Here is a 15932-nt window from a genome sequence, read left to right on the forward strand (position 1 = left end):
TTAGTAGGGAAGTCATCCGTGATATAATAGAAAATAATAAAAAGCCCTGCAAAACAGGACTGTATTATTCTTCGTCTTTACTTTGTTTTTCTAATTCAACTAACTTTTGAATTAAAATGTGCTGCGGCATATGCATAAGTTGTTCGAGTGGAACACCTAATGCTTTTGATAGGCGGACTGCAGTGTCTGGAGAAATTTGTAATGGTCTCATAGAAGTACCTCCTTTTTCGTATAGTATAGCATAAGATTGGGGGAGTGAGGATGACTCTTATATTTGCACATCGTGGTGCAGCGGGAACGTACCCAGAAAATACAATGATTTCATTTGAAGCAGCTGAATCTTTTAGAGCAGATGGAATTGAACTTGATGTTCAATTAACGAAAGACGGAAAGGTTGTCGTCATTCATGATGAAACAGTGAACAGGACAACAAATGGAAAAGGTGCGGTTCGAAATTATGTATATGAGGATTTATGTAAATTAGATGCGAGCTACACATTCAGTGATAAAGTAGGATTTTGTAAAATACCTCTTTTAGAAGAAGTGTTAGAATGGATTGAAAAAACAGAGTTGCTACTTAATATTGAACTTAAAAATAATAAAATCCCATACAGAGGTTTAGAAGAAGAAGTTATAACGCTTGTGCGGAAATATAATCTAGAAGATCGTGTTATATTTTCTTCATTTAATCACTACAGTATGAAAAAGTGTCATATGATGGCTCCTGATATTCAAACAGCGATTCTATATCGCGAAGGTTTGCATAGTCCATGGGCGTATGCACAAAAAATGGGTGCTACAGCAGTACACCCGAATTATCGTTATCTGCAAGATGCCGTTGCTGAATTAACGATGGAGAGTGGTGTAGAGGTTCGCCCTTATACAATTAATGAAGAAACGCTTATGCGAAAATATTTTGATATGAATATTTCGGCGATTATTACTGATTACCCTGAAACGGCAAGAATGTTATTGCCAATAAAAAAATGAGACCGCGTGTAACGGTCTCATTTTTTATTTATAAATAGTGGGGCTTTCTTATCTTCTAAAGCGAGCTTGTACTTTATTTCGTTTACGGTCTCGGTGTAAGACGAAGCCGCCAAAAATATAAAACCCGAGCGCGAAGCAAAGAGCGCCAATTAAAAATTGTAACCAAAGTATAGAGAGTGGAGGAAATAGAATCCCAAATACAGTATCTCTCATTAACTTAATGCCAAACACAGCTAATGAAATAGGGATGAGTGCTAATAATAGAGCAAGGTAACGCTGCATATAAACGCTCCCTTTCAGATTATTTTGTTTATTTTAATGATGTTATATGGAAAGGGGGTTTGTCAAGAGGGGGCTGAACGAGTAAGATAAGGGTGTGAAAAATTTTGCAGAGATACTTCGAGAGGAAGTGTAATATATGAAACAAAAAGTGTTAATTGTTGGTGCCGGTGAAGGTGGCAGTACACTGCTCAATCTGTTACAAAGTTCAAATATATTTCAAATTATAGGGATTATTGATATAAATCCGTTAGCGAAAGGATTACAAATGGCTACGGAATATGGGGTTACGATTGGAGAGAGTGTAACGCAGTTTCTTGCTATGCACATTGATGTAATATTTGATATGACAGGTGACGATGATCTACATAAAGAGTTATTAAAGAAAAAGCATAAAGATACGCTGCTTATACCAGGCGATATTGCGAAAATTGTTACGAGATTAGCACATGAGAAGGAAGATTTAATTGGAAAGTTAGAAGAACAAACGCAGCAAGGGGATTTAATTTTAAATTCTACGCATGACGGTATGATTGTGATTGATCGAGAGGGACAAGTTCGCCTATTTAATAAAAGTGCAGAGCGTATTATTGGATATAAAAAAGAAGATGCGGTAGGGAAATATATTTTAGAGGTTATTCCGACTAGTAAATTGCTTCGTATTATACGTACGAAACAAATAGAAGTAAATTATGAACTGACATTAGAGAATGAAAAGAAAATTATTACAACCCGTATTCCGATATTAAAAGAAGGAGGAGAGGTACAAGGGGCATTTGCGATTTTTAAAGATATAACAGAAGTTGTAGATCTGGCGGAAGAAGTTACAGATTTAAAAGAAATTCAAACGTTACTTGAGGCGATTATCAACTCGTCTGAGGAAGCAATTTCAGTCGTGGATGAAAAAGGAAGAGGGTTAGTAATTAACCCTGCCTATACGAAATTAACAGGTTTAACAGAAGAGGACATTATTGGAAAGCCGGCTACAACTGATATTGTAGAAGGTGAAAGTATGCATATGAAAGTACTTCGAACGCGTAGGGCGGTACGAGGGATACATATGAAGATTGGGCAAAAAAAGCGAGATGTAATTGTAAACGTAGCGCCAGTCATTGTGGATGGGATATTGAAAGGGAGCGTTGGTGTAATTCGTGACGTATCAGAAATTCAAAAGTTAACAAATGAATTGAATAGGGCAAGGCAAATTATTCGAACGTTAGAAGCGAAATATTCATTTGATGACATTGTCGGAAATTCTGATGAAACAACGGCGGCTATCGAGCAGGCGAAACTTGGGGCGAATACACCAGCGACAGTATTATTACGCGGAGAATCTGGAACGGGTAAAGAATTGTTTGCACATGCCATCCATAATGGAAGTAATCGAAAATATAATAAGTTCGTTCGTGTAAACTGTGCAGCTATTTCGGAGACGTTGCTAGAAAGTGAATTATTCGGTTATGAGGAAGGGGCATTTTCTGGCGCGAAAAGAGGCGGAAAACGTGGATTCTTTGAGGAAGCGAATAACGGTAGTATCTTTTTAGATGAAATAGGGGAACTATCTGCAAATACGCAGGCGAAACTCCTTCGCGTGTTGCAAGAAAAAGAGATTGTAAAAGTTGGTGGAACGAAAGCAATTCCTATCAATGTTCGAGTAATTGCAGCGACACATGTGAATTTAGAAAAGGCCATTCTAGCAGGAGAGTTTAGGGAGGATTTATATTATCGATTAAATAAAATTCCAATTCAAATCCCATCTCTTCGTCAGCGTAAAGGGGACATACCGGCAATCGCAGAAAGATTAATTCAAAAAATTAATCAAGATTATGGCCGGAATATTGAGGGGCTTACTGATCCGGCTATTTTATATTTACAATCATATGAATGGCCGGGGAATGTGAGGGAACTTGAAAATATTTTAGGGCGAGCTATTATCTTTATGAATTATAACGAGACCTATATTGATGTACAGCATTTACCGCCATTACATAACGAAGAGCAGGTGGAATCAAAGCAAACTCATTTATTGCCTGAGTTGGAAGAAAAGCCACTTGAACATTTAGTGACGGAGTTTGAAGGGAATATCATTCATGAATATTTAGAGAGATTCGGTGGAAATAAAACACAAACGGCAAGAGCGTTAGGAATCTCGGTTCGAAATTTATATTACAAGCTAGAAAAGTATGAGTGTGCAAAAAATAGCATGCAATAAATTGCGTACCGTGCAATTTATTGCATGGTATACAAAATACGACAAATCAAGACAGAATATTTTGTTATTTTCCAAAGTATTGATTTTACTGCATTTTGAATGCGTTTTCATTATTGGTAAGACCACTTTGAAAAGTTGGCACGGTATTTGCTTTATAAAAAGACGAGGGACGACGGAAAGGGTTGATTACAAAATATGAAGTTAGAACACTTAATTGATCAAGCAGCAGGCCAGCCTAAAAAAACTGTGGCTGTAGCAGTAGCTGAAGATCATGAAGTAATTGAAGCTGTAGCGAAAGCAATTACATTACAGCTAGCTCAATTTCGTCTATATGGAAATCAAGAAAAAATAATGGGGATGTTACAAGAACATGGTTTACAAACTTCAGAACATATTGAAGTGATTGCAGCAGCATCAAGTGCTGAGGCTGCAGAACTTTCTGTTAAAGCTGTAAGAAATGGCGAAGCAGATGTGCTTATGAAGGGAAACATCCCAACAGCGAATATTTTGAAAGCTGTATTAAATAAAGAGTGGGGACTTCGTAAAGGGAGCGTACTTTCACACGTTGCAGCATTTGAAGTTCCAAATTACGATCGTCTAATTTTTGTTACAGATGCAGCGATGAACATTGCACCTGATGTAACACAGAAAGCTGCTATTATACAGAATACTGTAGAAGTTGCCCGGGCAATAGGAATAGATCTGCCAAAGGTAGCACCAATTGCAGCGGTAGAGGTTGTGAATCCTGCGATGCAAGCGACAATTGATGCAGCGATGTTAACTCAAATGAATCGCCGCGGACAAATTAAAAATTGTGTCGTTGATGGGCCACTTGCTTTAGATAATGCAGTATCACAAATTGCAGCAGAACATAAAGGCATAGTAAGTGATGTAGCAGGTAAGGCAGACATTTTACTCGTCCCAACGATTGAAGCTGGAAATGTGCTATACAAATCACTCGTATACTTTGCGGATGCAAAAGTAGGAGCTATGATTGCTGGCGCAAAAGCACCGATTGTTTTAACGTCTCGTGCTGATTCAGCAGAAACAAAAGTATATTCATTAGCATTGGCAGTTGCGACTGCTTCAAAATAAACCAAATAGGGTAAAACACTAGGGGGAAACGACAATGACATTAGAAATCTTCGAATACTTAGAAAAATATGATTATGAGCAAGTAGTATTTTGTCAAGATAAAGAATCTGGTTTAAAAGCAATTATTGCAATTCATGATACAACACTTGGACCAGCTCTTGGTGGAACAAGAATGTGGACATATGATTCTGAAGAAGCGGCGATTGAAGATGCATTGCGTCTTGCAAAAGGGATGACATACAAAAACGCAGCAGCTGGCTTAAACTTAGGTGGTGCGAAAACAGTAATTATCGGTGATCCACGTAAAGATAAGAGCGAAGCGATGTTCCGCGCATTAGGACGTTATATTCAAGGACTAAACGGACGTTACATTACAGCTGAAGATGTTGGTACAACAGTAGATGATATGGATATTATCCACGAAGAAACTGACTTTGTAACAGGTATTTCACCATCATTCGGTTCTTCTGGTAACCCATCTCCAGTAACTGCATACGGTGTTTACCGTGGTATGAAAGCAGCTGCGAAAGAGGCTTTCGGTACTGATAATTTAGAAGGAAAAGTAATTGCTGTTCAAGGCGTTGGTAACGTAGCATATCACCTATGCAAACATTTACACGCTGAAGGAGCAAAACTAATCGTTACAGATATTAATAAAGAAGCTGTACAACGCGCGGTAGAAGAATTCGGTGCATCAGCAGTTGAACCAAATGAAATTTACGGTGTTGAATGTGATATTTACGCACCATGTGCATTAGGCGCAACAGTTAATGACGAAACTATTCCACAACTTAAAGCAAAAGTAATCGCAGGTTCTGCAAATAACCAATTAAAAGAAGATCGTCACGGCGACGTGATTCATGAAATGGGTATTGTATACGCACCAGACTATGTTATTAATGCAGGTGGTGTAATTAACGTAGCAGACGAGTTATATGGATACAATAGAGAACGTGCACTAAAACGTGTTGAGTCAATTTATGACACAATTGCAAAAGTAATTGAAATTTCAAAACGTGATGGCATTGCAACTTATGTAGCAGCAGATCGTTTAGCTGAAGAGCGCATTGCAAGCTTGAAAAACTCTCGTAGCACATACTTACGCAACGGTCACGACATTATTAGCCGTCGCTAATCATTCATATATTACTTTTACAAAAGGTGTGGTTACCTCTTATGAGGTTTCCACTTCCTTTTGAATTTATTAGTGGAGGTAGCAACAGTGTCCTTAAATCGAATTCTTGTTATTAATCCGGGTAGTACATCCACAAAAATTGGTGTTTTTGATAATGAAAGACCTGTTTTAGAAGAGACTATTCGTCATGACGAAGAACAAATTGGAAAATATAAGAGAATTATCGACCAATATGAATTTCGTAAAGAAACGATCTTAGAAGTTCTACATTCTCACGGTATTAACATTTCAAAGTTAAACGCAGTTTGTGGACGTGGGGGATTACTTCGTCCAATCGAAGGCGGAACATACACAGTGAACGATTCGATGTTAGAAGATTTAAAAAATGGATTTAGTGGCCACCATGCTTCAAATCTTGGAGGCATTTTAGCATATGAAATCGCTTCTGGATTAAATATTCCGGCATTCATAGTAGATCCTGTCGTTGTAGATGAAATGGAGCCGATTGCTCGTATAAGCGGTATTGCTGGTATGGAACGTAAAAGCATTTTCCATGCATTAAACCAAAAAGCAGTTGCTCGTAAAGTAGCTGAAGAATTAAATCACAAATACGAGGATTTAAATTTATTAGTTACACATATGGGCGGCGGTATTACGGTTGGTGCTCATAAAAAAGGAAAAGTTATTGATGTGAATAACGGCTTAAACGGTGAAGGACCATTTAGTCCAGAGCGTGCTGGTACAGTACCGGTAGGGCAATTAGTTGAGATGTGTTTCTCTGGTGAGTATTACCGTGACGAAATGATTAAAAAACTTGTTGGACAAGGTGGACTTGTAAGTCTAATCGGTACAAATGATGCGATTAAAGTAGAACAAATGGTTGAAAAAGGTGATCCAGAAGCAACTCTTATTTATAAAGCAATGGCATATCAAGTTGCAAAAGAGATTGGCGGAGCTAGCGCTGTACTTCACGGAAAAATTGATGCAATCGTTCTAACTGGTGGACTTGCGTACAGTAAAATTCTTGTCGATGAAATAAAAGAACGTGTGGATTGGATTGCAGATGTTATCGTACATCCAGGGGAAGATGAATTACAAGCATTAGCAGAAGGAGCACTTCGTGTATTACGTGAAGAAGAAGCGCCGAAAGAGTATGTTGTACGAGAAAAACAAACAGTAGCTAGGGGTTGAGATAATGGCAAGAGAATATGATTTAGTCATCGTTGGCGGCGGTACTGGTGGATATGTTGCTGCTATTCGAGCATCGCAACTAGGTTTAAAAACTGCACTTGTTGAAAAAGAAAATCTTGGTGGTACTTGTTTGCACAAAGGATGTATTCCTAGTAAAGCTCTTTTACGTAGTGCGGAAGTATACGCAACTGCTAAAAAAAGCGAAGAGTTCGGGGTTATTGCAAGTAATGTAGAACTAAACTTTGCGAAAGTGCAAGAGCGTAAAGAGAAGATTGTAACGCAACTTCATAAAGGCGTTCAACACTTAATGAAACAAGGTAAAATTGATGTGTTTGAAGGTATTGGCCGTATTCTTGGCCCATCTATTTTCTCTCCAATGCCAGGGACAATTTCGGTTGAACTTGCAAGTGGAGAAGAGAATGAAATGTTAATTCCAAAAAATGTACTTGTTGCAACAGGTTCTCGTCCGAATTCATTACCAGGTTTAGAATTAGACGGAGAGTATGTAATGTCTTCCGATCATGCTCTAAAAATGGAAACGCTTCCTAGTTCGATCATTATCGTTGGTGGCGGTGTAATCGGTATTGAGTGGGCATCTATGCTTGCTGACTTCGGTGTAGAAGTTACAGTATTAGAGTATGCGAAAACGATACTACCACTAGAAGATCAGGACGTTTCAAAAGAAATGCAACGTCTATTCAAGAAAAAAGGTATTAAAGTGGTAACTGGTGCAAAAGTATTACCAGAAACATTGGTAAAAGATAATGGAGTAACAATTCAAGCTGAACATAACGGTGAGAATAAAGAATTTAAAGCAGAAAAAATGCTTGTATCTGTAGGAAGACAAGCCAATACGCAAAATATTGGTTTAGAGAATACGGATATCGTTGTGGAAAAAGGATACATTCAAACAAATGAGTTTTATCAAACGAAAGAATCTCATATTTACGCAATTGGAGATGTAATCGGTGGCTTACAACTTGCTCACGTTGCTTCTCATGAAGGAATTGTTGCAGTAGAACATATTGCAGGTAAAGAAGTTACACCAATTGATTATTCTATGGTATCAAAGTGCGTATATAGCAGTCCGGAAGTTGCTTCTGTCGGTTTAACAGAACAAGAAGCGAAAGAAAAAGGCTATAAATTAAAAGTAGGTAAGTTCTCATTCCGTGCAATCGGAAAAGCACTTGTATACGGCGAATCAGATGGTTTCGTAAAACTTGTAGTTGATGAAGAAACAAATGACATTCTTGGTGTTCACATGATTGGACCACATGTAACAGATATGATTTCTGAAGCTGGTCTTGCAAGAGTACTTGATGCAACACCGTGGGAAGTAGCACATACAATTCATCCGCATCCATCATTATCTGAGGCGATTGGTGAAGCAGCATTAGCTGTAGATGGAAAAGCGTTACACGCATAAAAATGTGGATTTAGGAGGTTATGAAAAATGGCAGAAGTAAAAGAAAAGCGCCATGAAGAGCTTGGCTTAAGTGATGAGCAAGTATTAGAAATGTTCCGTACGATGTTACTTGCACGTAAAATCGACGAACGTATGTGGTTATTAAACCGCGCTGGTAAAATCCCATTCGTAATTTCTTGTCAAGGACAAGAGGCGGCACAAGTTGGAGCAGCATTCGCTCTTGATAGAGAGAAAGATTATGCATTACCATACTACCGTGATATGGGTGTTGTACTAGCGTTTGGTATGACAGCTAAAGAGCTTATGTTGTCTGCTTTCGCGAAAGCTGGAGATCCAAACTCTGGTGGTCGTCAAATGCCTGGTCACTTCGGTCAAAAGAAAAATCGTATTGTGACAGGATCATCTCCAGTAACAACGCAAGTACCACATGCAGTTGGTATTGCATTAGCTGGAAAAATGGAAAAGAAAGATTTAGTAACGTTTGTTACATTCGGGGAAGGTTCTTCTAACCAAGGTGATTTCCATGAGGGTGCAAACTTTGCTGGCGTACACAAGTTACCTGTTATTTTCATGTGTGAAAATAACAAATACGCAATCTCTATTCCAGTTGAAAAACAATTAGCATGTAAAAATGTATCAGATCGTGCAATTGGTTACGGTATGCCTGGATATACAATAGACGGAAACGATCCACTTGCAGTATATAAAGCTGTAAAAGAAGCTGCAGACCGCGGCCGTCGTGGTGAAGGCCCAACTTTAATTGAAACAGTATCATATCGTTTAACAGCACATTCTAGTGACGACGATGATCGTGTTTATCGTGATAAAGAAGAAGTAGAAGAAGCAAAGAAAAAAGATTCAATTATAACATTTGCTGCTTATTTAAAAGAAGCTGGTGTGTTAACTGAGGAATCTGAAAAACAAATGTTAGACGAAATTATGCATATCGTAAATGAAGCAACAGAATATGCAGAAAATGCTCCGTATGCAGCACCTGAAGATGCATTGAAGCACGTATACGCAGAATAGGGGGGAACGTTTCATGGCTGTAATGTCTTATATTGATGCTATTACATTAGCAATGCGCGAAGAAATGGAACGCGATGAGAAAGTATTCGTTTTAGGTGAAGATGTTGGTAAAAAAGGTGGCGTATTTAAAGCGACACACGGTTTGTATGATCAATTTGGTGAAGATCGTGCGCTGGATGCACCGCTTGCAGAATCTGCAATTGCTGGGGTAGCAATTGGTGCGGCAATGTATGGTATGCGTCCAATCGCTGAAATGCAGTTTGCTGATTTCATCATGCCAGCAGTAAACCAAATTGTTTCTGAGGCAGCAAAAATTCGTTATCGTTCTAATAACGATTGGACTTGTCCAGTTACAATTCGTGCGCCATTTGGCGGAGGTGTTCACGGTGCATTGTATCATTCACAATCTGTAGAAGCGATGTTTGCAAACCAACCAGGTTTAAAAATTGTTATCCCTTCTACACCATATGATGCAAAAGGCTTATTAAAAGCAGCAATTCGTGATGAAGATCCAGTATTATTCTTTGAACATAAACGTGCATATCGCTTAATCAAAGGTGAAGTGCCAGAAGATGATTATGTATTACCAATTGGAAAAGCAGATGTAAAACGTGAAGGTGATGATATTACTGTTATCACGTACGGATTATGTGTTCACTTTGCACTTCAAGCGGCTGAAAAATTAGCGCAAGATGGCATCTCTGCACACGTTCTTGATTTACGTACTGTATATCCATTAGATAAAGAAGCAATCATTGAAGCAGCTTCTAAAACAGGTAAAGTTCTTCTTGTAACAGAAGACAATAAAGAAGGAAGTATTATGAGTGAAGTGGCAGCAATTATTGCTGAAAATTGTCTGTTTGATTTAGATGCGCCAATCGCACGTCTTGCAGGTCCAGACGTTCCAGCAATGCCATATGCACCAACAATGGAAAAATTCTTTATGGTAAATCCAGATAAAGTTGAAAAAGCAATGCGTGAACTTGCGGAATTTTAATCGGGGGGACTATACATGGCTGTAGAAAATATTACAATGCCTCAGCTCGGGGAGAGCGTTACAGAGGGTACAATTAGTAAATGGCTCGTTAATGTTGGCGATCACGTAAATAAGTATGATCCGCTTGCAGAAGTAATGACTGATAAAGTAAATGCTGAAGTACCATCATCTTTCACTGGTATTGTGAAAGAATTAATCGCTGGTGAAGGTGATACGTTAGCTGTAGGTGAAGTAGTTTGTGTTATTCAAGTAGAAGGCGCAGATGAAGTGGCAGCGACAGCTGTTGAGGAAAAAACAAAAGAAGAACCAAAGGCAGAAGTAGCTACGCCTGAAAAAGCACCGAAAGCAAAACAACCAACTGATGGAAAACCACGTTTTTCACCAGCTGTTTTAAAACTTGCGGGTGAGCATAACGTTGATTTAGATCAAGTAGAAGGTACGGGAGCAAATGGCCGTATCACTCGTAAAGATATTTTAAAGCTAGTGGAATCTGGAAATATTCCGCAAGCAGGTGTGAAGAAAGAGGAAGCGGTAGCAGTAGTAGAAGCTCGTCCAGAAGCACCAAAAGCAGCTCCAGTAGCACAAAAAGTAGAAGCTGCAAAACCAGTTTCTGTACCAACAATGCCTGGCGATATCGAAATTCCAGTAACAGGTGTGCGTAAAGCAATTGCAGCGAACATGTTACGTAGTAAACACGAAGCGCCACACGCTTGGATGATGATTGAAGTAGATGTGACAAACCTTGTGTCATACCGTAATTCAATTAAAGGTGATTTCAAAAAACGCGAAGGCTTTAACTTAACGTTCTTTGCTTTCTTCGTAAAAGCAGTAGCACAAGCGTTAAAAGAGTATCCTCAAATCAATTCAATGTGGGCTGGCGATAAGATTGTTCAGAAGAAAGATATTAACCTTTCTATCGCTGTTGCAACAGAGGATGAACTATTTGTACCAGTAATTAAACACGCGGACGAGAAGACGATTAAAGGTATCGCTCGTGAAATTACAGAGCTTGCAGGAAAAGTACGTACGAAATCGTTAAAAGCGGACGAAATGCAAGGTGGAACATTTACGATTAATAACACAGGATCATTCGGTTCTGTTCAATCTATGGGTATTATTAATTACCCACAAGCGGCTATTTTACAAGTTGAATCAATTGTAAAACGCCCAGTAATTATGGATAACGGTATGTTCGGTGCTCGCGACATGGTTAACTTATGTTTATCACTTGATCACCGTGTACTAGATGGCCTAATTTGTGGTAAGTTCTTAGGACGTGTAAAAGAAATTCTAGAAAATACGTCAGAAAATAATACATCTGTATATTAATAAAAAGCTCGCTTATGCGAGCTTTTTATTATCTTATTTCTTCATTTGCATCCTACATATGTACATCACTTTTCCCAGCAATCTTACAATGAACGAGTATGTATTAGAAATTTACGAAAATACATTGCTGATATATGGTATATAGATATAAAATAAGAAAAGAATAATTTTTTTTTGGCAAATCTTACTGACGAAACTGTAGTATAATATATTGTATTGTATGAAAAAGAGAGTTATTCTATATAAGTGTTTTATAGATAATGTGTAATCAGTCGTCAAAACATGAAGAATGTTGACTCCTGGTTTTTTATTTTGCTGTAACAATGTTTCAGGAGGATGTCATGAAAAGAAGTACCGAGTTTCTAAAAAGTTTAGATGTAAAATTAATATTAATTTTGTTTGCATTATGTGTTACGAGTATAGCTGCTATATATAGCAGTCAGCAAACTGGCCAATATGGAGAGGCAAACTTTGCGATGAAACAGGGTTTGAACTACATAATTGGAGTTGTATTGTTACTGCTTGTTGCAAGCATCGACTTAGATCAATTACAAAAATTGTCTTGGCCACTTTATATCGTTGGATTTGGTTCACTTATTCTTTTGAAAATACTACCAGTTTCCACTTTTACACCTGAAAAATTAGGCGCAAAAAGATGGTTTGTGTTTCCGTTAGTTGGACAAATTCAACCATCTGAGTTTTTCAAAATTTCATTGCTTCTCGTAGTAGCAAGTATAGCGGTGAAGCATAATGCACAGTATATGGCAAGGACATTCCAAACAGATTTACAATTAGTAGGTAAAATTATGCTAGTATCCCTCCCGCCTATGGCTGTTGTATATAGCCAACCGGATACAGGGATGGTGTTCTTATATGCTGCTGCAATTGCATGTATTTTATTTATGTCAGGTATTCAGAAGAAATTGATAGCTTTATGTACAGTTATTCCGGTGACCGTATTATCTACGTTAATATTTATTTACGTAAGGTATGAGGATTTCTTCTTTAATAATTTAGTTACGTTACTAAAACCTCACCAACAATCACGTATTGTAGGTTGGTTAAATCCATTTGAAAATGCAGATCAAGGTTATCAAACACAGCAATCGATTTTAGCTGTAGGTAGTGGTGGTATGGAAGGGAAAGGCTTTGGTGAAGGGAACGTCTATATCCCTGAGAAGCATACTGACTTTATTTTTGCTACAATTGCCGAAGAAGGTGGATTTATCGTAGCAGCGTTAGTTGTATTCTTGTTCCTATTACTACTATATAGAACAATTATTATTGGCTATTCTGCTGATAATTTATTCGGTACATTATTATGTGCTGGATCAATTGGGATATTAACGGTTCAAATATTCCAAAATATCGGTATGATCGTTGGATTAATGCCTGTAAAAGGGATTGCATTACCTTTCTTATCATATGGGGGAAGTTCCTTGTTCTCGAATATGATTATGATGGGTCTCATATTATCGGTACGGAAAACGTATAAAAAGTATATGTTTTCTGTTAAGTAAAAAAGCTGGTTCGTGTAAATGCGAACCAGCTTTTTTACATATATGCTCTTAAACGTTGCAAACTAAAACAGAATAGCAGTTTGAAACGGGTAAGGAGTGCAAAGTGATGCATATGCATATTTTTGAAGGAGCACGGCATCTTTCTAATAGTGAGTGGGTTATTCGGGCTATTATAGCATACATATTTTTAATATTAGTTGCGAAAGCGATGGGGCAAAGGTCCATCGCACAACTTCGTTTCTTAGATGTTGTATTAGTGTTATTGCTTGGTGGGAATATTTCTAACGCATTATCTGATGAAAAAGTGGGATTACTCGGTTCGATGATCACAACGTTCATACTCGTTGTACTTCACATTATAAGCTCAGTCTTAATGTTGAAATGGGATAGATGGAGACGCTTTTTAGAGCCAGCACCTATTATTCTTATACACAATGGTTCCATTGATTTTAGTAATTTGAAAAAAGCGAGAATTACGGTGGAATATTTATTTTCAGAACTTCGTATGCGAAATGTGAGCGATATTCAAACGATTAAATTAGCATTATGGGAAGCGAATGGTGTGGTTTCTATATTTCAATATCCAGAATATGAAGCAGTTTCGCGGATTGATCTGAAAGTGGCGGGGAAAAAATCTCCAGTTTCTTTTGTATTAGTAAAGGATGGGAGCATTCAGAAAGATGTTCTTGCTTTAGTAGGAAAAACAGAAGCGTGGGCGAGAGAATTTCTAGAGAAGAGTGCAGAAGTCGAATCTATTATGTTAGCTACAGTAGATGAAGCTCATAAAATAAATATTTTGTTAAAAAAATGAAAAATATACGCATTTTGTCGTTTCATACATATGATACAATAGTGTGGACAACGAAAAAGGAGGGATACGATGGGATATGTAGAGGAGTTACGAAAAGTAGTTGGTCATCGCCCTTTAATTTTAGTTGGTGCTGTTGTACTTGTTATAAATGAACATGGATATGTATTATTACAGCAAAGAACAGAGCCTTACGGAAAATGGGGATTGCCTGGCGGGCTAATGGAGCTTGGAGAATCACCAGAAGAAACAGCTTGCCGTGAAGTATATGAAGAGACAGGAATAGAAGTGAAGAACCTGCGATTAATTAATGTATTTTCTGGAGCGAACTATTTTACAAAATTAGCAAATGGTGATGAATTTCAATCCGTAACGACAGCCTATTATACCGAGGAATACGAAGGGGAGTTTGTTATGAATAAAGAAGAAGCAGTTCAGCTTACATTCTTCCCACTAACAGAGCTACCTGATTATATTGTAGGATCGCATAAAAAAATGATTGCTGAATATATGAAGATTATGGAAAAAGGGATATAATAATAGTGAAAGAAATACAAAAACACAGTTCTGGTCGGTAGTCCAGACGCATGATTACATGTCAGTAACCTTCCCCTCCGGGATGTCCAGTATTTCTAATTTTTTTAAAGGAGGGGCTGTCAATGGATTTGACAGTATATCACGATGGTCAATTTTTCGTAGGAATTATTACGCATAAAGAAACAGGGAAATTGTATGGAGCGCGGTATATTTTTGGAATGGAACCTTCAGATGAAGAAGTACTTATATTTGTGAATGGTCCAATGTTAGCATATTTCCAGCACGTTGCAAAATGCGGTGTGGAAGTGAAAGAAAAACAGCGTCCAAAAAATATAAAACGTATCATACGACAAGCGGCAAAAGAAGTAAATGTAAAACGTTTTACTAAGGCGCAAGAGGCAATTAGCTTATCTTATGAACTGCATAAACAGGAAAAGAAAGTGCAGTCTAAAGAGAAGCGAGAAGCTGAAAAACAAAGAAGACGTTTAATTAAAGTACAAAAAGCAAAGCAAAAGCATCGTGGCCATTAAGAAAAGGTGTTAGAGCAAGAGCTCTAACACCTTTTCTATACCCAAATACAAGTAAACTTACTTGTATTTCATAAACATTAACTGGTAAGATACAAATAGGTAGTTTTAGAGGAGGGAAAAGATTGATTAATTTTAACTTTTTTATGAATGATGTTGTCCGCCAAGCACGTGAAGAGATTGTCTCTGCTGGATATACAGAATTGACGACGCCGGAAGCAGTAGAAGAAGCGTTTAAAAGAAATGGAACAACACTTGTAATGGTAAACTCTGTATGTGGTTGTGCAGGTGGTATTGCTCGTCCTGCTGCTGCGCATTCCGTACATTATGATAAACGTCCTAACCATCTTGTAACGGTGTTTGCAGGTCAAGATAAGGAAGCAACAGCAAGAGCTCGTGAATATTTCGAAGGGTATCCACCTTCTTCTCCATCATTCGCTTTATTAAAAGATGGAAAAATTGTAACGATGGTAGAACGTCATGAAATTGAAGGTCATGAACCAATGCAAGTTATTGCAAAACTACAATCTTATTTCGAAGAGAATTGTGAAGAACTATAAATATAAGTGAAAAGGCGGTACATCCACGATGAAGTGGATGTACCGCTTTTTTTATTTAGCATTAAAATTTATCCCGCTTTAATGGGCAGTAAGACCCCCATCTCAAAATTCAGCGAAAGCAAAGAAGTTAGGCGGGGGATCAACTGCCCATAAAAGTCCGATTGGTTCAACTAATAATCAGTGGGAGATGAAGAAAACCCCCACTGATTAAAGTTTCACTTTATGGGACATGCATAGTTTTGTTGTTTTATGCAATATTTTATACATTGTAAATGGCGTTAACATTGTTATTTTATT

16 protein-coding genes are annotated in these 15932 nt (G+C 37.8%); 14 read left to right on the forward strand and 2 right to left on the reverse strand.

Features of this window, described 5'->3' with window-relative positions; all coding sequences use genetic code 11:
- Nucleotides 1–64: 64 nt before the first annotated feature.
- Complete coding sequence (locus tag K5S59_RS06265) at nucleotides 65–211, reverse strand: YycC family protein (RefSeq protein WP_120450858.1); 147 nt, start codon at nucleotides 209–211, stop codon at nucleotides 65–67.
- A gap of 50 nt (nucleotides 212–261) precedes the next feature.
- Between K5S59_RS06265 and K5S59_RS06270 the strand changes: the two genes are divergently transcribed.
- Nucleotides 262–990: a glycerophosphodiester phosphodiesterase gene (locus K5S59_RS06270; RefSeq protein ID WP_120450857.1), complete on the forward strand. Its 729-nt coding sequence runs from the start codon at nucleotides 262–264 to the stop codon at nucleotides 988–990.
- Nucleotides 991–1038: 48 nt separating this feature from the next.
- Here the strand turns inward: K5S59_RS06270 and K5S59_RS06275 are convergent, their stop codons facing one another.
- Nucleotides 1039–1272, reverse strand: coding sequence for a DUF2627 domain-containing protein (locus K5S59_RS06275; protein WP_001190187.1), 234 nt, complete (start codon nucleotides 1270–1272; stop codon nucleotides 1039–1041).
- Between the two features lie 136 nt (nucleotides 1273–1408).
- On the opposite strand from K5S59_RS06275, the gene K5S59_RS06280 reads away from it, so the two are divergent.
- The 13 genes from K5S59_RS06280 to K5S59_RS06340 all read left to right on the forward strand — a co-directional run bounded on the left by K5S59_RS06280 (nucleotide 1409) and on the right by K5S59_RS06340 (nucleotide 15635).
- Nucleotides 1409–3481, forward strand: a complete 2073-nt coding sequence (locus K5S59_RS06280) for a sigma-54 interaction domain-containing protein (RefSeq protein ID WP_120450856.1) — start codon at nucleotides 1409–1411, stop codon at nucleotides 3479–3481.
- A 195-nt stretch (nucleotides 3482–3676) separates the two neighbouring features.
- The gene (gene yqiS / locus K5S59_RS06285) at nucleotides 3677–4576 is read left to right on the forward strand and encodes a phosphate butyryltransferase (RefSeq protein WP_097864730.1); all 900 of its coding nucleotides are present in this window, start codon (nucleotides 3677–3679) and stop codon (nucleotides 4574–4576) included.
- Nucleotides 4577–4610: 34 nt separating this feature from the next.
- On the forward strand, nucleotides 4611–5711 hold the full coding sequence (locus tag K5S59_RS06290; RefSeq protein ID WP_000171356.1) for a leucine dehydrogenase: 1101 nt from the start codon (nucleotides 4611–4613) through the stop codon (nucleotides 5709–5711).
- An 87-nt stretch (nucleotides 5712–5798) separates the two neighbouring features.
- Nucleotides 5799–6902, forward strand: coding sequence for a butyrate kinase (buk, locus tag K5S59_RS06295; RefSeq protein ID WP_000056194.1), 1104 nt, complete (start codon nucleotides 5799–5801; stop codon nucleotides 6900–6902).
- Nucleotides 6903–6906: 4 nt separating this feature from the next.
- Nucleotides 6907–8328: a dihydrolipoyl dehydrogenase gene (gene lpdA / locus K5S59_RS06300; RefSeq protein WP_000090438.1), complete on the forward strand. Its 1422-nt coding sequence runs from the start codon at nucleotides 6907–6909 to the stop codon at nucleotides 8326–8328.
- Nucleotides 8329–8355: 27 nt separating this feature from the next.
- The gene (bfmBAA, locus tag K5S59_RS06305; protein ID WP_000852551.1) at nucleotides 8356–9357 is read left to right on the forward strand and encodes a 3-methyl-2-oxobutanoate dehydrogenase subunit alpha; all 1002 of its coding nucleotides are present in this window, start codon (nucleotides 8356–8358) and stop codon (nucleotides 9355–9357) included.
- Between the two features lie 13 nt (nucleotides 9358–9370).
- Nucleotides 9371–10354 (forward strand): 3-methyl-2-oxobutanoate dehydrogenase subunit beta, encoded by a 984-nt coding sequence (gene bfmBAB, locus K5S59_RS06310; RefSeq protein ID WP_016086356.1) that lies wholly within the window; start codon nucleotides 9371–9373, stop codon nucleotides 10352–10354.
- Nucleotides 10355–10369: 15 nt separating this feature from the next.
- On the forward strand, nucleotides 10370–11683 hold the full coding sequence (locus K5S59_RS06315) for a dihydrolipoamide acetyltransferase family protein (RefSeq protein WP_000257659.1): 1314 nt from the start codon (nucleotides 10370–10372) through the stop codon (nucleotides 11681–11683).
- A 341-nt stretch (nucleotides 11684–12024) separates the two neighbouring features.
- Entirely contained in the window at nucleotides 12025–13203 is a 1179-nt protein-coding gene (locus tag K5S59_RS06320) for an FtsW/RodA/SpoVE family cell cycle protein (protein WP_000831199.1), read from the forward strand.
- Nucleotides 13204–13309: 106 nt separating this feature from the next.
- The gene (locus tag K5S59_RS06325; RefSeq protein WP_000550958.1) at nucleotides 13310–14014 is read left to right on the forward strand and encodes a DUF421 domain-containing protein; all 705 of its coding nucleotides are present in this window, start codon (nucleotides 13310–13312) and stop codon (nucleotides 14012–14014) included.
- A gap of 69 nt (nucleotides 14015–14083) precedes the next feature.
- Entirely contained in the window at nucleotides 14084–14548 is a 465-nt protein-coding gene (locus K5S59_RS06330) for an NUDIX hydrolase (RefSeq protein ID WP_097843917.1), read from the forward strand.
- A 122-nt stretch (nucleotides 14549–14670) separates the two neighbouring features.
- The gene (locus tag K5S59_RS06335) at nucleotides 14671–15078 is read left to right on the forward strand and encodes a YjdF family protein (RefSeq protein ID WP_002073035.1); all 408 of its coding nucleotides are present in this window, start codon (nucleotides 14671–14673) and stop codon (nucleotides 15076–15078) included.
- Between the two features lie 143 nt (nucleotides 15079–15221).
- Complete coding sequence (locus K5S59_RS06340) at nucleotides 15222–15635, forward strand: BrxA/BrxB family bacilliredoxin (protein WP_001979317.1); 414 nt, start codon at nucleotides 15222–15224, stop codon at nucleotides 15633–15635.
- The last annotated feature ends 297 nt before the right edge of the window (nucleotides 15636–15932 follow it).

It is taken from the genome of Bacillus sp. BML-BC051 (assembly GCF_019656175.1).
GTDB lineage: Bacteria > Bacillota > Bacilli > Bacillales > Bacillaceae_G > Bacillus_A > Bacillus_A mobilis.

Bases quoted from the DNA above. Each gene is read 5' to 3' on its own strand.
- K5S59_RS06280 (WP_120450856.1), top strand. From the start codon at position 1,409: ATGAAACAAAAAGTGTTAATTGTTGGTGCCGGTGAAGGTGGCAGTACA.
- K5S59_RS06290 (WP_000171356.1), top strand. From the start codon at position 4,611: ATGACATTAGAAATCTTCGAATACTTAGAAAAATATGATTATGAGCAA.
- yqiS (WP_097864730.1), top strand. From the start codon at position 3,677: ATGAAGTTAGAACACTTAATTGATCAAGCAGCAGGCCAGCCTAAAAAA.
- K5S59_RS06265 (WP_120450858.1), bottom strand. From the start codon at position 211: ATGAGACCATTACAAATTTCTCCAGACACTGCAGTCCGCCTATCAAAA.
- K5S59_RS06330 (WP_097843917.1), top strand. From the start codon at position 14,084: ATGGGATATGTAGAGGAGTTACGAAAAGTAGTTGGTCATCGCCCTTTA.
- K5S59_RS06340 (WP_001979317.1), top strand. From the start codon at position 15,222: ATGAATGATGTTGTCCGCCAAGCACGTGAAGAGATTGTCTCTGCTGGA.
- K5S59_RS06320 (WP_000831199.1), top strand. From the start codon at position 12,025: ATGAAAAGAAGTACCGAGTTTCTAAAAAGTTTAGATGTAAAATTAATA.
- K5S59_RS06275 (WP_001190187.1), bottom strand. From the start codon at position 1,272: ATGCAGCGTTACCTTGCTCTATTATTAGCACTCATCCCTATTTCATTA.
- bfmBAA (WP_000852551.1), top strand. From the start codon at position 8,356: ATGGCAGAAGTAAAAGAAAAGCGCCATGAAGAGCTTGGCTTAAGTGAT.
- K5S59_RS06335 (WP_002073035.1), top strand. From the start codon at position 14,671: ATGGATTTGACAGTATATCACGATGGTCAATTTTTCGTAGGAATTATT.
- bfmBAB (WP_016086356.1), top strand. From the start codon at position 9,371: ATGGCTGTAATGTCTTATATTGATGCTATTACATTAGCAATGCGCGAA.
- K5S59_RS06325 (WP_000550958.1), top strand. From the start codon at position 13,310: ATGCATATGCATATTTTTGAAGGAGCACGGCATCTTTCTAATAGTGAG.
- lpdA (WP_000090438.1), top strand. From the start codon at position 6,907: ATGGCAAGAGAATATGATTTAGTCATCGTTGGCGGCGGTACTGGTGGA.
- K5S59_RS06270 (WP_120450857.1), top strand. From the start codon at position 262: ATGACTCTTATATTTGCACATCGTGGTGCAGCGGGAACGTACCCAGAA.
- K5S59_RS06315 (WP_000257659.1), top strand. From the start codon at position 10,370: ATGGCTGTAGAAAATATTACAATGCCTCAGCTCGGGGAGAGCGTTACA.